Annotated in this window: 11 protein-coding genes; 4 read left to right on the top strand and 7 right to left on the bottom strand. The window is 63.0% G+C overall.

Features of this window, described 5'->3' with window-relative positions:
* Window positions 1-25 precede the first annotated feature (25 nt).
* The 7 genes from J3364_RS06490 to J3364_RS06460 all read right to left on the bottom strand — a co-directional run bounded on the left by J3364_RS06490 (window position 26) and on the right by J3364_RS06460 (window position 9,443).
* A complete protein-coding gene (locus J3364_RS06490) occupies window positions 26-850 on the bottom strand; it encodes an SDR family oxidoreductase (protein WP_349557562.1) in 825 nt (274 codons plus the stop codon).
* Window positions 847-2,823 carry an acetyl/propionyl/methylcrotonyl-CoA carboxylase subunit alpha gene (locus J3364_RS06485; protein WP_349557561.1) on the bottom strand — a complete coding sequence of 659 codons (1,977 nt, stop codon included), beginning with the start codon at window positions 2,821-2,823 and terminating at the stop codon, window positions 847-849. Before J3364_RS06485 ends, J3364_RS06490 begins: the two co-directional genes overlap by 4 nt.
* An 11-nt stretch (window positions 2,824-2,834) precedes the next feature.
* The gene (locus J3364_RS06480) at window positions 2,835-3,659 is read right to left on the bottom strand and encodes an enoyl-CoA hydratase/isomerase family protein (protein WP_349557560.1); all 825 of its coding nucleotides are present in this window, start codon (window positions 3,657-3,659) and stop codon (window positions 2,835-2,837) included.
* 4 nt (window positions 3,660-3,663) lie between these two features.
* The gene (gene atuD / locus J3364_RS06475) at window positions 3,664-4,824 is read right to left on the bottom strand and encodes a citronellyl-CoA dehydrogenase (protein WP_349557559.1); all 1,161 of its coding nucleotides are present in this window, start codon (window positions 4,822-4,824) and stop codon (window positions 3,664-3,666) included.
* 322 nt (window positions 4,825-5,146) lie between these two features.
* On the bottom strand, window positions 5,147-6,763 hold the full coding sequence (locus J3364_RS06470) for an acyl-CoA carboxylase subunit beta (RefSeq protein WP_349557558.1): 1,617 nt from the start codon (window positions 6,761-6,763) through the stop codon (window positions 5,147-5,149).
* An 11-nt stretch (window positions 6,764-6,774) separates the two neighbouring features.
* Window positions 6,775-7,641, bottom strand: a complete 867-nt coding sequence (locus J3364_RS06465; RefSeq protein ID WP_349557557.1) for an SDR family oxidoreductase — start codon at window positions 7,639-7,641, stop codon at window positions 6,775-6,777.
* Window positions 7,638-9,443 (bottom strand): acyclic terpene utilization AtuA family protein, encoded by a 1,806-nt coding sequence (locus J3364_RS06460; RefSeq protein ID WP_349557556.1) that lies wholly within the window; start codon window positions 9,441-9,443, stop codon window positions 7,638-7,640. The genes J3364_RS06465 and J3364_RS06460 overlap by 4 nt, the downstream gene beginning before the upstream one ends.
* A gap of 191 nt (window positions 9,444-9,634) precedes the next feature.
* Between J3364_RS06460 and J3364_RS06455 the strand changes: the two genes are divergently transcribed.
* From J3364_RS06455 to J3364_RS06440, 4 genes are all read left to right on the top strand, one after another.
* Window positions 9,635-10,252 (top strand): TetR/AcrR family transcriptional regulator, encoded by a 618-nt coding sequence (locus tag J3364_RS06455; RefSeq protein ID WP_349557555.1) that lies wholly within the window; start codon window positions 9,635-9,637, stop codon window positions 10,250-10,252.
* 224 nt (window positions 10,253-10,476) lie between these two features.
* Window positions 10,477-11,538, top strand: a complete 1,062-nt coding sequence (locus J3364_RS06450) for a hypothetical protein (RefSeq protein ID WP_349557554.1) — start codon at window positions 10,477-10,479, stop codon at window positions 11,536-11,538.
* Window positions 11,539-11,652: 114 nt separating this feature from the next.
* A complete protein-coding gene (locus J3364_RS06445) occupies window positions 11,653-12,666 on the top strand; it encodes a putative solute-binding protein (protein WP_349557553.1) in 1,014 nt (337 codons plus the stop codon).
* A 17-nt stretch (window positions 12,667-12,683) separates the two neighbouring features.
* Complete coding sequence (locus J3364_RS06440) at window positions 12,684-14,732, top strand: TRAP transporter large permease subunit (protein WP_349557552.1); 2,049 nt, start codon at window positions 12,684-12,686, stop codon at window positions 14,730-14,732.
* Window positions 14,733-14,784: the final 52 nt, after the last annotated feature.

The raw sequence follows: 14,784 nt of genomic DNA, 5'->3' as shown, positions 1-14,784 counted from the left end.
GACTCCGGACCGACAGCCCGAAGTTCTAATCGAGAAACAGATCCGGCAGCAGCGGCTTGTCGCCGGGCGCATATCGATAACCTTCAAAATCAGAGACCCCGGCCCGGCGCAGCACGTCCTCGTCGATCAGCGCCTGGCCGGTCAGCGTATCGGCGTTGTGGCCCAGGATCGTCACCGCTGCATCGGCCATGATGTCCGGTTTGCGCCCCTGCGCCATCATCGCGGCGCCGCCCACTTCAAACTCGATAGCCGCCGTCGAGATCAGGGTCTTCGGCCACAGCGCGTTCACCGCGATGCCATAGGGCCGGAATTCTTCGGCCATGCCGAGCGTCAGCATGGTCATGGCGTATTTTGTGGTCGTGTAGGCACCGTATTGTGCGAACCATTTCGGTGCCAGGTTAATCGGCGGCGACAGGCTCAGAATATGCCCGCTCCCGGATTGCTTGAGCCAGGGCAGGGCGGCCTGGGAACAGGTAAAGACTGCCCTGGCGTTGACCTCGTGCATCAGGTCATAGCGCCGCACCGGCAGTTTTTCCACGCCCTGCAGACGAATGGCTCCGGCGTTGTTCACCAGGGCATCAATGCCCCCGAAATGTTTGCCCGCCTCGTCGATCCTTTCCCGGACCAGCGCCTCATCGCGGACATCCAGCACCAGCGGCAGTGCCCGGCCGCCGGCCGCCTTGATTTCCTCGGCGACGGTATGAATCGTCCCCGGCAGTTTCGGGTGCGGTTTGTCCGACTTGGCGCCGATCACGACGTTGGCGCCCTCTCTGGCACAGGCCAGCGCGATGGCCCGGCCGATGCCCCGGCTGCCGCCGGTGATGAATACGGTTTTGCCTTGCATGCTCATGCCGTGGCTCCTTTGTTGGATGCGTCGTCGCTGGTGAGTTCGACCAGCAACTGGCGACGTTTGACCTGACTGCCAGCGCTGACGTGGACTGCGGCGATCTTGCCGTCCCGTTCCGCCACCAGCGGGTGCTCCATTTTCATGGCTTCCAGCACCACCAGCGTATCACCCCGTTTCACCGTCTGACCGGCCTCGGCGCGCACATCGATGATGGCGCCATCCATGGAGGCCAGCACCCGGTCCGACGCGCTGCCCTCCAGGGCAGAAGCGGGCGCGTGGGTCACGTCGCAGACGTGCAGACTCCGGCTGAGCTGCTGCAAATATAGGTGATCGCCGTCAGAGTGATATTGGCAACGCTGACGAACGCCATTGTCGATATAGTCCAGCTCTGTCCCGTTTATCGCCACAACCGCCAGCGAAACCCGCGCCTCTCTCTGAATCACGTCGACCTGTCCGTCTCGGTGCCACTGCAGGGCCAGCTCGTGATGGGTGTCGCCCGTGGCCAGGCGAAACGGCAGGGGTGTGGGCAGGCTGTTACTCCAGCGGCCCCCGTTTTCACCGGACTGGTAGCCAAAGACGATGGCAGCGAGTCCCAGCTCGGTCAGTGAAGGCGACGCGGTCTCCAGACTCGGATCCTCCGCGAAGTCCTTTTCCAGGAAGGCCGTCGTGGCTTCCCCGGCAACAAAGCCGGGGTGACCCAGAATGTGACTCAGGAACGAGCGGTTGGTGGTCACGCCCATCACCCGGGTGTCTTCCAAGGCCCGTCGTAGCCGGCGAATGGCATCGGTGCGGGTGCTGCCGTAGGCGATCACCTTGGCCAGCATGGGATCGTAGAAGGGCGTGATGGTATCGCCGGTCTGCACGCCGCTGTCGTAGCGAACGCCGTCGACCGGGGCGGGCGAGTAGTCGGCCAGTGTCCCGGTCTGCGGCATGAACCGATCGGCGGGATCTTCCGCGTACAGGCGCACCTCGACGGCGTGGCCGGTCAGCATGACATCGTCCTGCCGGAGGGGGAGTTCGGCGCCTTCGGCCACTAGGAGCTGCCAGTGGACCAGGTCCTGGCCGGTGACGAACTCGGTCACCGGATGTTCCACCTGCAGCCGCGTGTTCATTTCCAGGAAGTAGAAGTGGCGCTCCCGATCCACCAGGAACTCGACGGTACCGGCGCCCACGTAGTCGCACGCTTTCGCGGCCTTGACTGCCGCCTCGCCCATGGCGGTTCGCAACTCGGGCGTCATGAACGGGGAGGGCGCCTCTTCCACCACTTTCTGGTGGCGGCGCTGGATGGAGCAGTCGCGTTCGCCGAGATAGATGACGTTGCCGTGGGTGTCGGCGAAGACCTGGATTTCGATGTGGCGCGGCTCGATCACCGCCTTTTCCAGGATCAGTTCGTCGTCGCCGAAGGCGTTCTTGGCCTCCGAGCGGGCGCGTTGAATCTGGTCGGCCAGTTCGCCCGGTTCCCGGACCAGGCGCATGCCTCGCCCCCCGCCACCGGCGGAGGCCTTGATCATCACCGGGAAGCCGACGGATTCGGCGGCCTGGCGGAGCGCGTCGTCACTGGCGCCGGCTTCTTCAAAGCCGGGCACCACCGGCACGCCGGCTTCCTGCATGGCTACTTTGGAGCGGCGTTTGCTGCCCATCAGTTCAATGGCGGCCGCCGGCGGTCCGATGAAGACGATTCCTGCTTCGGCGCAGGCGTTTGCAAAGCCGGCGTTTTCCGAAAGAAAACCGTACCCCGGATGGACGGCGTCGGCGCCGGTGCGCCGGGCAGCCTCCAGGATGGCCTCGGCGTTGAGGTAAGACGCATTGACGGCCGCCGGTCCGATTCGAACAGCCTCGTCAGCGAGGCGGACGTGCAGGGCATCGGCGTCGGCGTCGCTGTAGACCGCGACCGTGCGGTACCCCTGGGCCTTGGCGGTGCGCAGGATCCGCACGGCAATTTCGCCCCGGTTGGCGATCAGGATCTTGTGGATCATGGCCGGATTCCTCATGGCGTGTCGTCGGTTTTCGCCCAGGCGGGCGGCCGTTTCTGCATGAAGGCCATCGTGCCTTCGGCGCCTTCCTCGCCCCGGACCGCATCGGAAAATTGCTGTGCGGCGTCGTCCAATAGCGTTGGCATCGGCTCATGGCCGACCCGGTGTAGCAGGGCCTTGGTTGCCGCTGTGGCCTGCGGGGCGCAGCGGATCAAACGGGCGAGGGCGTCATTGAGCGCACCGGTCAGGGCGTCGTCGCTGTCCACCACGGTATGGACCAGACCGAGACGGCAAGCCTCCCGACCGTCGATTTTCAGTCCGAGCAGGGCGAGGCGGCGGGCCTGGGTCAGGCCAATGCGTTCGACCACAAAGGGCGCGATCTGGGCCGGAATGATGCCCAGGCTGGTTTCGGGCATGGCGAATTTTGCGGTATCCCGGGCTAACGCCAGATCGCTCACGCAGGCCAGTCCGAAGCCACCGCCCATGACGGCGCCTTCGAGGACGGCAATGACCACCTGAGGCGCGGTGTTGACGGTTTCGATCAGCCGGCCAAAGGCCCGGTTCAGGTCGCGGAACGGATCGGCGTCGCCGGAGGCCTGCCGGGAGCGGGCGGCCGCCATATCGCGAATGTCCCCGCCGGCACAGAAATGGCCGCCGGCGCCGCGCAGGATCACGCACCGGATATCGGCATCGGATGCGATGGCCTCGAACACCGCCGCCATATCCCGGACCATCGCCAGGCTCATGGCATTGCGGGCGTCCGGCCGGTTCAGGGTCAGGTGGAGCACCGGCCCCCGTTGATCGAGGGCCAGGGTGTCGCAGTCGGGCAGTGTGGTCATGGGATCAGTCCTTGCGCTTGCCGGGCAGGATGCCCATCAGCTTGCAGATGATGCCCAGCATGATCTCGTCGGCACCGCCGCCGATGGACACCAGACGGACATCGCGGAAGGCGCGGGACAGCGGGTTGTCCCACATGTAACCCATGCCGCCCCAGTACTGGAGGCAGCTGTCGGTCACTTCGCGACCCAGACGGCCGGCCTTGAGCTTGGCCATGGACGCCAGGCGGGTCACATCCTTGCCCTGGATGTGCAGCTCGCAGGCCTGGTAGGTGAGGGCGCGCAGCGCTTCCACTTCGGTTTGCAGTTCGGCGAGGCGGAAGTGGATGGACTGGTTGTCGATCAGCGGCTGGCCGAAGGTCTGGCGCTCGCGGCAGTAATCGATGGTGACGTTGATGCAGTGCTCCAGCGCCTTGATCACGTTGGCCGCGCCCCACATGCGCTCTTCCTGGAACTGCACCATCTGCATCATGAAACCGGTGCCTTCGGCGCCGATGCGGTTGCGCTGGGGGACGCGCACGTCGTCGAAGAACACCTGGGCCGTTTCGGAAGAGCGCATGCCCAGCTTGTTCAGGTGGGGGGAGAAGGAGATGCCCGGAGTGTTCATCGGCACCATGATCAGCGACTTGTTCTTGTGGGGCTTGTCGTCCGAGGTGTTGGCCAGCAGGCAGATGAAGTCGGCGCTGGGGGAATTGGTGATCCACATCTTGGCGCCGTTGATGACATAGTCGTCGCCGTCCTTGCGGGCCGTGGTTTTCATGCCCGCCACGTCGGACCCGGCGCCCACTTCGCTGACGCCAATGCAGCCGACCATTTCACCGGCGATCGCCGGGGCCAGGAATTCCCGCTTGAGTTCGTCGGAGCCGAACCGGGCCAGGGCGGGGGTGCACATGTCGGTCTGCACGCCCACGGCCAGGGGCACTCCACCGCAGTGTGCGGTGCCCAGTTCTTCCGCGACCACCAGATTGTAGCTGTAGTCCAGACCCATGCCGCCGAATTCCTCCGGCTTGTGGATGCCGAGCAGGCCCAGTTTGCCGAGCTTGCCGAACACGTCGTGGATGGGAAACGTGCCCGCTTCTTCCCATTCATCGCAGTGGGGGTTGATCTCCTTCTCGACGAAGTCGCGGACGGTCTTTCGCAGGGCGTCGTGTTCTTCGGTGAATAGCATGTGGATCCCCTTTATTGGTGTGCCTGTGGTGGCTGTTGTTCTTTGTGTTTTTCTGCTGTGGTTCTTGTGTAGCCGACGCTCCCGGTTTGAGGCGTTACCTATGTTGCCTGTTTGCACAATACATACTCCCTCTCCCCTTGAGGGAGAGGGCTGGGGAGAGGGGTAGGCGCCGAAGGCGCCCATGAGTATCAGCGAAGATTTCCAACGAGGCTCTCGCCTCGTCCCCCTCTCTCCAAACCTCTCTCCCTCGAGGGGAGAGAGGCTTAAAAGTTTGAGCTCTAACAATGCCTAAAGCATCGGCTACATTGTTCGTGCTGTCCTATTACAACCGCGCCACGCCGAAGCTGTTCGGGCGCAGTTCCCTTTGTTCGGCCTCGCGACAGACTGACAGCACCATCGCCAGTACGGTGCGGGTGTCGCGCGGGTCGATCAGGCCGTCGTCCCAGAGCCGGGCGGTGCCAAAGAGGGCGGTGGAGCCGTCTTCCAGCTTCTTGGCCGTGGCCTGCTCCAGGAAATCGAGTGTCTTTTCCTCGGGCTCCAGGCCACTGCGCCGCTGCTTGTCTTCGGCCACGATCCGCATCACCTTGCCCGCCTGGGCCGGCCCCATGACGGCAGTGCGGCTGTTGGGCCAGGCGAAGATAAAGCGCGGGTCCAGGCCCCGGCCGCACATGGCGTAGTTGCCGGCGCCGTAGGAACCGCCCACGACGACCGCCAGTTTCGGCACCCGACAATTGGCCACCGCCTGGATCATCTTGGAACCGTGCTTGATGATGCCGTGCTGTTCGGCGTGGGTGCCCACCATGAAACCGGTGGTGTTGTGCAGGAACAGGATGGGCGTACCGGCCTGATCGCAGAGCTGGATAAACTGCGCCGCCTTGGTGGCGCCTTCGGATGTGATCGGGCCGTTGTTGCCGATGATGCCGACGCGATGCCCGCAGATGCGGAGGGTGCCGCAGACGGTCTGGTCGTCGTAGCTGGCTTTGAAGTCCTGGAAGCGGGACCCGTCGGCGATGCGCGCCAGGATCTCGCGAACGTCGTAGGGCTTCTTCGGATCGGCCGGGATCACGCCGGGGAGTTCGTCCGGTGAGTAAAGCGGCTCTTCCCACTCCGGCGACTGAGACGGCGGAAGGTGTTCGTTCCAGGCGAGGGCATCCAGCACCTCGCGGGCGTGGCGGATGCCGTCGGCGTCGTTCTCGGCCAGATATTCGGCAGTGCCGGCGATTTCAGCGTGCATTTCGGCACCGCCCAGCTCCTCATCCGTGGCGATCTCGCCGGTGGCAGCCTTCAGCAGCGGCGGCCCGGCCAGGAACATCTTGGCTTTGTTGCGCACCACGATCACGTAGTCGGACAGGCCGGGCTGGTAGGCGCCGCCTGCGGTGGCGTTGCCGTGCACCACCGTGACCTGGGGAATCCCGGCGGCCGACATCCGCGCCTGGTTGGCAAAGCCCCGGGCCCCGAGCACGAAGATGTCGGTGGCGTAGTTCAGGTTGGCGCCGCCGCTTTCCGACAGGGACACCACCGGCAGCTTGTTCTCCATGGCGATCTGCTGCAGGCGCAGGGTCTTGTCCAGGCCGGCGGGCGTAATCGTTCCGCCTTTGATGGCGCAGTTGCTGGCGACGACCAGGCAGCGGATGCCGCTGACGGTGCCAATGCCGGCAATAATGCCGCCGCCGGCCATGCTCCCGTCCTTGTCGTCGTACATCTTGTAGCCGGCCAGGGAGCACAGCTCGAGAAAGGCGGTGCCGCGATCCAGCAGGCGGTTGATGCGATCGCGGGGCAGCAACTTGTCCCTTTTGGTGAATTTTTCGCGAGCGGATTCCGCCAGGGCGAGGACCTGCTTTTCCACCTCGCGGAAAGTCTCGATGTGCTGCTGCATCGCCGCCGCGTTCTCGGCGAAAGCCTCGGACTGGGGATCGATGGCGGATTCAAGAATCTGCATGAGCGGCTTCCTCAGTCTTCACTGAAAATCTTGGGTTTGACGGCGCGATGGAAGCCGTTGAAGACCTCCACATTCTTCGCCTTGGGCAATGGCCACACCCGGCTGCCCTGGGACGCCCCGCCGTCGATGCGCAGTGTATCGCCACTGATAAAGGCGGCGCCCGGGCTCAGCAGGAAGCAGATGGCGGCGCTGACTTCCGACTCGGTGCCAATACGTTTGCCCGGCACGGCATCAGCCAGGCCGCGGATCCAGGCTTTCATCTGCTCGGGATAGGTGTCCATGCCGCTGGAGGCGATCCAGCCCGGGGCCACAGCGTTGACCCGCACCCCCGATGCACCCCATTCGATCGCGGCCGTCTGGGTGAAGTTCACCATGCCCGCGCGGGCCGCGCCGGAGTGACCCATGCCGGGCATGCCGCCCCACATGTCCGCCACGATATTGACAATGGCGCCGCCGGTCTTGCTGAGGGACTGGTTGTACAGCTCCCGGGCCATCAGGAAGCCGCCGGTCAGGTTGGTGCGCACGACCGTTTCCCAGCCCTTCTGGTTGATGCCGGCCAGGGGCGAGGGAAACTGCCCGCCGGCGTTGTTGACCAGGCCTTTCACCGAGCCGTGCTCGGCAAGGATCTGTTTGACGGTGGCGGCGACCACCTCTTCGTCCCGGATGTCACATGGATGGGCGGAGGCACTGCCGCCATCTTCGATGATCTCGCCCCGCACGGCGTCCAGCTTTTCCGGCTTGCGCCCCACGAGCGCCACATGGGCACCGAGCGAGGCCAGTTCGTGGGCCGTGCAGCGGCCAATGCCGGAACCGCCGCCGGTCACGGTAATGGTTTGGCCTTCAAACAGGCCGGAGCGGAGAACGGATTGATAACTCATGATCGGGTTCCTTTCAGCACGGCTTGGGAAACGGGAATCGGCATTTCCAATAGTTGTTGGGCAAAGGCCTTGCCCTGGGGGTCGATGCGCAGGCTTGCCACGCCCCCACCGCCCAGACTGTGTTCCAGCAGGAAGTTGAACGCGTTGAAACCGGGCAGCGCCCAGCGTGTCACGCGGCCGCTTTGTGGGTTCAGGACATGGCCCATCCATCGGGCCACGGCGTCTTCGCTCAGGGCAGCCGCAAGATAGGGCACGTAATCCGGATGACGGGCGATCACACCGATGTTGCTGTGGTCGCCTTTGTCGCCGCTGCGGGCCCAGGCCAGTTCGATCAGGGGGACGGTGGTGTCGGTGTCATTGATGGCGGGGAAGGCGGTGTCATCCCCGCCATCTTCAATGCGGGCCGCCCCTTTGGTCTCGATGGGAACAGGCGTCGTCTCGCCATTCACTTCAACACGGACCTCGACCTGATCCTTGGGCACCAGGCAGGAGAACAGCCGGATTTTGGGCCAGACAGTAGGGCGTCCGCCAACAATGCCGGTCAGGCCCGGCGCCATGCCCGTAGCGGCCTGGGCGATTTCCCGCGAGAACAGCACCAGCGCTTCCTTCTTGGGGTGAGCCGCACTGATTTTCACCACGACTTCCCGGGTTTGTCCCGCCCGGCTGTGCGGGCCATAGGTGGCCTCCGTGCCCAGCAGTTCGACGCTGGTTTCAGAATAGGGCGGCAGGCCGCGGTCCTCGAACAGGCGGCCGGTCTTTTCGAGAATGGCGTCGGCGACGCACTGTGCTTTTTCCGGGGCGTCGATACCGCCGATCAGGAAGGTTACCGTGCATTTGTGGCCATCGGGCCAAGTGCCGGACACTTTGTAGCGGTCGGTGGGCGCGCGACCGGTGGCACCGGATACGGCAACGCGGTCCTGGCCGAGGTCTTCAAGATGGACTTGCGTGAAATCGCAGGCGACGTCCGGCAGCAGGTAGGCACGCGGGTCACCGATCTCGTAGACAAGCTGCTCGGCCACGGTGCCGACGCTGACCTGCCCGCCGGTGTTTTCAGGCTTGGTGATGACGAAGTTGCCGGTGGCTTCCACTTCGACAACGGGGAAGCCCATGTCCGCATACCCGTCGGCGACCGTTTCCCAATCGGTGAAATTGCCACCGGTAGCCTGCGCGCCGCACTCGATCAAATGGCCGGCCAGGCTGCCCTGGGCCAGCTTGTCGTAGTCGTCCCAGGCCCAGCCGAATTCATGCACCAGCGGCGCGAGGACCAGGGCGCTGTCCGTCACGCGGCCGGTGATGACGATGTCGGCGCCAGCTTCCAGTGCGGCCACGATGCCGGGAGCGCCCAGGTAGGCGTTCATGCTGACCATCATCGGTGGCATTGGATCGCCGGTGGTCATTTCGCGAATGCCCTGTTCGTCGAGCTGCTTCTTCTGCGGCAGCAGGTTGTCACCCAGCACCAGTGCGATTTTCAGATCAACGCCCTGTTCATCGCACAGGGCCTGGAGGGCATCCCGGCAGGATTCGGGATTCACGCCGCCGGCATTGCTGATCACCCGGATGCCCTGATCTTTAATGTCTTTCAAAAGCGGGCCCATCACCGTCTGCACGAAGTCCCGGGCGTAGCCGGCTTTCGGGTCCTTCATGCGCTGGCCGGCCATGATGGACATCGTGATTTCAGCCAGGTAATCGGAAACCAGGTAATCCAGGTTGCCTTTCTCGACCAGCTGGCGCGCAGCAGTTTCGGTGTCACCCCAGAAGGCCGCGGAGCAGCCGATGCGCAGGGTTCGGGAGGGCGATGTCATGTGGTGTCCTTTCCGAAGAAGCGGTTGTGGGTCGGTTGTTATGATGCGTCCAAAAACAATACCAAGCAAGCGCTTGGTTTGTAAATGTGCCGCTTCAGGGTAAACTGCCTTCATGCGTATACTGGGCTGCTTAGGCGGCGCCTGCCGCACTTCAAAGACAACGACCGTTCAAAGACCATGGGAAGTAAGCTTTGACACCACAATCCATTCTGGCCGAGCTGGTTGAGGAGAGTCGCATTTCCGACCCGACCGGCGCCCGGGGACGACTGCTGCGCGCGGCGGCGCGACTGTTCCGGGAAAAAGGCTACGAGCGGACCACGGTCCGTGATCTCGCCGCTGCCATTGGTATCCAGTCCGGCAGCCTGTTCCACCACTTCCGTTCCAAGGAAGACATCCTCAAGGCGGTGATGGAGGAGACGATCATCCTCAATACCGAGCTGATGCGTCATGCCCTGCGTCAGGCCAGCACACCGGTTGAACGCATGTGGGCGCTGATCCGCAGTGAGTTGGAGTCCATCAACGGGCAGACCGGCGAGGCCATGGCCGTGCTCGTCTTCGAATGGCGCTCGCTGTCCGGCGATGCCCAGCGAGATATCCTGAAACTGCGGGATGTCTACGAAGCCATGTGGCTGGAGGTGCTGGGTGAATTGAAGTCGACAGGCGAGATGTCGGCGGATCCCTTCCTGACACGGCGTATGCTGACGGGGGCATTGAGCTGGACGGTGACCTGGTATCGACCGGATGGCCCGAGAAACCTGGATGACATGACCGACGAAGTGATGGCCATGCTTGGCCTGATCAAGCGCTAAGGCTTTATTTTTCAGAGGCTTGGTGTGTGTGCGATGGGGGTGTGTCGTTATCCGGATTGGCCTGATCGGCCAAAATAGGCGGCAATCCGGTCATTCACTAAATGCGACCTAGGTCGCATCCTTTCCTCAGCCTGGGGAGTAACAGACGGTGTTTGGTCTGAATCAGGAGCCAGACAGGTCTGAAGTCTTCTGCTGCACAACAATAAACAGAGAAAGGATCTGCCATGTACTCATCCCTCATCCCTCGCCTGTGGACGGCAGGCATCTACCGCCGATGCCTGCTCACGTTCGGTGTGATCGCCCTTCTCAGTGGCTGTGGTTACAACCCGGTCTATCAGACGACCGGCACGGTGATTACCGGTTATGCCGAATCCGAAGCCACCCCGTATGTCCTGCAGATGTCCGATTCGGACATGGCTTGCAACCTCGGGCAGTCTCTGGACCCGCTGGTCTATTCCTTTTCCCGGGTGACGGACAAGCCCGACACCACCGGTTCGTTGCTTCAATTGCTGGCGGCCAACTGCTCCGAAGAGCAGGCCTGGGAAGAAGAGCTCCGCTACGAGCGGGCCATGTTTTCCGACGATGTGGCTGAGGCCAAGGATGCGCGCAACGCCGCCAAACGCTGGCACGCCATCACCGCCAAGCGCCGTCTGGAAGCCTTCCATCGCGCCATGCGCGCCTACGAATACGATCCTGCCGATCCGGATGCCGAGTGCCCGTTCCTCTATGAGGACCAGGACGAGCTGACGTTCCTGCTGGGCCTGCTGACCGGCCTGCAGTCGATCATCAACGACACCAATTCCGGCGGCGCGGCCGGTGTGCCCAAGGACATCGCGCCACAGGCCGAGCGCGCCGCACAGTGTCTGGATAACGAAAAGTGGGGCGGTATTCCCAATGCGATCCGTGCCAACGTCTGGCTGCTGCTGCCGGATACGCGCCCTGTGATGTCCCCGGACCCGTGGCGGCTGCTCAAGAACAGTTCCGAACTGGGTGTCCAGGCTGGCTTCCGGGCCTCCATGGCGCTGGAAGCGGTCGCGGCTGAAACCGCCGGACGTCAGGACGTGATCAAGGATGTCATCGCGCGCTTCGCTGCGTCGCAGAAAAACTTCAAGGTCAACGACGACTACAAGCTGGTGGACGAGGTCGGACGCAGCGTCATCCTGCATACGTCCGACAAGCAATGGACCCGCAAGTACGGTTACCGCACGCCGCGGACCTACTTCGGTCGCCTGAGTCCGGAAAGCACCAGCGACACCGAAACCATGGATCTGGACGATCTTCTCTAGAACAAGACAGACAGCGGATGGCATCGGCCGGAGAGGGGAACAGGTTGTCCCGGCCCGCCATCCCGGACCACAGACCGATTAACAATCACAAGAAGTCACTTGGGAGGTTCCAAGATGTTCCGCAAAACCACCGCAGCAATGCTCATGGCCCTGGCCGTTGCACCGATGGCACAGGCGAAGTCAGCCAGCATGTGCGTGTTCGACGTGATCGGCGCGAATGGCGATGTCTATAACCTGATGAAAGACTATGCCCTGGAGATGAAAGGGCATGGCATCGACATCCAGTTGAAGCCTTATACCGATGAAGGGGTGGCGCTGGGTGACTTCCAGTCCGGCCAGTGCGACATCCTGGCGGCGACGGACCTGCGTACCCGTCGGTTCAATCGTTTTACCGGCACCATCAGTGCGGTGGGCGCCATTCCGACCTACGACAACCTCAAGACCGTTCTCGCCACGCTGGCCCAGCCCAAGGCGGCCAAGTTCATGAAGCAGGGCGATTACGAGGTCCTGGGCATTGCGCCGGCCGGTGCGGGCTACCTGTTTGTTGACGATCGTTCCATCGACACCGCCGGCGAGCTGGCGGGCAAGCGCATGGCCACGCTGGACTACCAGAAGGACGCCATTCACATGGTGAATTTCGTGAAAGCGACGGTAGTGCCGTCCGACATCACCAACTTCGCCGGCAAGTTCAACAACGGCTCGGTGGACACCGCTTATGCTCCGGCCTTTGCCTACAAGGCGCTGGAACTCTACAAGGGTGTGGGCGACAAGGGCGGCATCGTGGACTATCCCCTGGCCCAGCTGACCGTCCAGATGATCGCCAAGGATGACCTGCTGACCGACGAAGAGGCCCAGACGTCCCGCGAAGTGGCCTGGCACATGTACCCGCAGGCCATGGCCCTCGTGAAGAAGAGCGAAGAAGGCATCCCGGATGACCAGTGGATTCACATCTCCGACGAGGACGTCCAGGGTTACCAGGAAATGTTCCGCGAGAACCGGCTCGAGATGCGGGACGGCAAGAACGGAGCGCCGGACGTGTACGATCCCAAGATGCTGCACCTGCTGAGCAAAGTGCGCTGCGCCAGCAACCCGGGCGCTTCCGAATGCACTGCGGGCAACCGCGAATAAGGGGCAGGTAACGCATTATGAACTGGCGCGCGCTTTCGGCCAGCCGGGTGACGACCCTTTACCCCGTGCATCGTCTGCACGGGGTCATCCTGCTGGCCCTGTTGGTGTTTACCCTGCTGCTGGGCATGGGCAGTTCGCTGCATTCGCGGATGCTGTGGATTGGCGAACAGACCTGGCCCAACTATTACCTGCTGGACCCCTGGGCCACCGAGCCCAGCTGCGACGTCGATATGGACGTCGAATCGGCGGTCCAGAAACGGATGCAGGCCTATAAACCCGACCCGGATGAGTTGTTCTCCTCGCCACCCGATCCGGACAAGCTGCGCGAGAGTTTCCGCAAGAACCTGGAGCTGTGCCAGAAGAAGCACGCGATGTTTGCGGCCAACCAGGCGCATGTCACCACGGCGCTGACGGTCTTCAAGACGGTCGAGCAGGGCATGGCGCACTGGTTGCTGGATAACATCGACCTGACCAAATTCCTCTTCTTGGGCCTGTTTGCCATGGCGGCCCTGATTGCCGCGTTCGATACCGATCACATTGCCCTGCGACTGCCGCGCAACCGGGCGGAGTGGCGTCTGTCCCAGACCATGCAGTTATTCGTCAACGGGCTGATGGGCTACTCGCTGCTGTCCTACGCCGAGCGGCTGGGGATGTCGCCGTCGTCGGATACGCTGCTCGAGTTGCAGTATGCGTGGGCGGCGGTGTTCGGCATCTTCATGGCGATCAACCTGTATCGGCTGGTGAATGTGCCGGAGCGAGTGCGAGCCGGCGGGCTGACGCCGTCGTCCTTCCTGGTGATACCGCTGTATTGCCAGATGGGCGTGATCGCCATGGCCTACTTCTTCTTCGTGGACGGCTACAGTTCCGGGCTGGCGATCTACTTCGGACAGCTGACCAACCTGGCGTCCATGTTCATCAACATTGGCCTGTACGTGCTGGTGGGGATGATCCTCAAACAGACCCGACTGCCGGATCTGCTTTTGAATGTGATCCAGCCGTTCCATTTGCCGGCACCGGCCCTGGCGTCGCTGATGATTTTCGCGACGGCCTTCCCGACAGCCTTCACCGGCGCCTCCGGTATTTTCATCCTGGCTGTGGGCGGTGTGATCTACGACGAGCTGCGTAAATCCGGTGCGGGTCGGCAGCTGTCGCTGGCGACCACGGCCATGTCCGGCAGCATGGGCGTCGTGCTCAATCCCTGCCTGTTGATCGTTGTGGTGGCCGCGCTCAACAAGGAAGTGACCACCGACGAGATGTACGGCTGGGGCTTCTGGATCTTCTTGATGTCAGCCAGCATCTTCAGCTTCGTGGTGTGCAAGACCCAGGGTAACTGGCGGCCTCGTCCGCAGGCGGGCGCGTTCGCCGAAGCCGGTCGTCGGCTGATGCCACTGGTCCCTTACGCCGTTACGGCGGTTGTGGTGATCGGCCTGATCTGGTTCCTGCTGGGACTGACGTTCAACGAGTACAGTGCGCCGCTGATCCTGCCGCTGGTGATGCTGGCATTGGTTTGGCTGGATTCCGGCAAGGACAACCGGGACGATCAGGAATCCCGCTGTGCGGCCTTCTTCAGCCGCAGCACCGCGGCTGCCAGCGACTCTGCCGTTCATATTGGCGCGCTGCTGGCGCTGATGGGTTTCTCGGTGTGCCTGGGTGGCATTCTGGAACGCTCCGACGTGGTCCACGCCATTTTCCCGGAAAGCCTGACCAACCCCTGGCTGGTGATGGCGGTGATCGTCGTGATGCTGACCTTTATCGGCATGATCATGGACCCGTTCGGGGCCGTCATCCTGGTGTCGGCCACCATCGCCCAGGCGGCCTTCAACCTGGGCATCGACCCGTTGCACTTCTGGCTGGTCTGTCTGGTAGCCTTTGAACTCGGCTATCTGAGTCCGCCGGTGGCATTGAATCATCTGCTGACGCGACAGGTGGTCGGGGAAACCGAAGTGTTGGCCGCCGAACGCACCGGCAGTTTCTGGCATCGTTATGAGCGCCTGCTGTTGCCGCTGGCGGTGATGGGCACCACGTTGCTGATCGTTGCCTTCGTGCCGATGTTCTTCTACCACTGACGCGTGTGGGGCATCAGGAAAACCGCCGACCTGCCCGGGAAGGCGGTTTTCT

Origin of the sequence: Marinobacter sp. NFXS9 (assembly GCF_040148665.1) — a bacterium.
GTDB classification, from domain to species: Bacteria; Pseudomonadota; Gammaproteobacteria; order Pseudomonadales; family Oleiphilaceae; genus Marinobacter_A; species Marinobacter_A mangrovi.
Note: the sequence above shows the minus strand (reverse complement) of the source record. Positions and strands in the feature narration are given on the sequence as shown.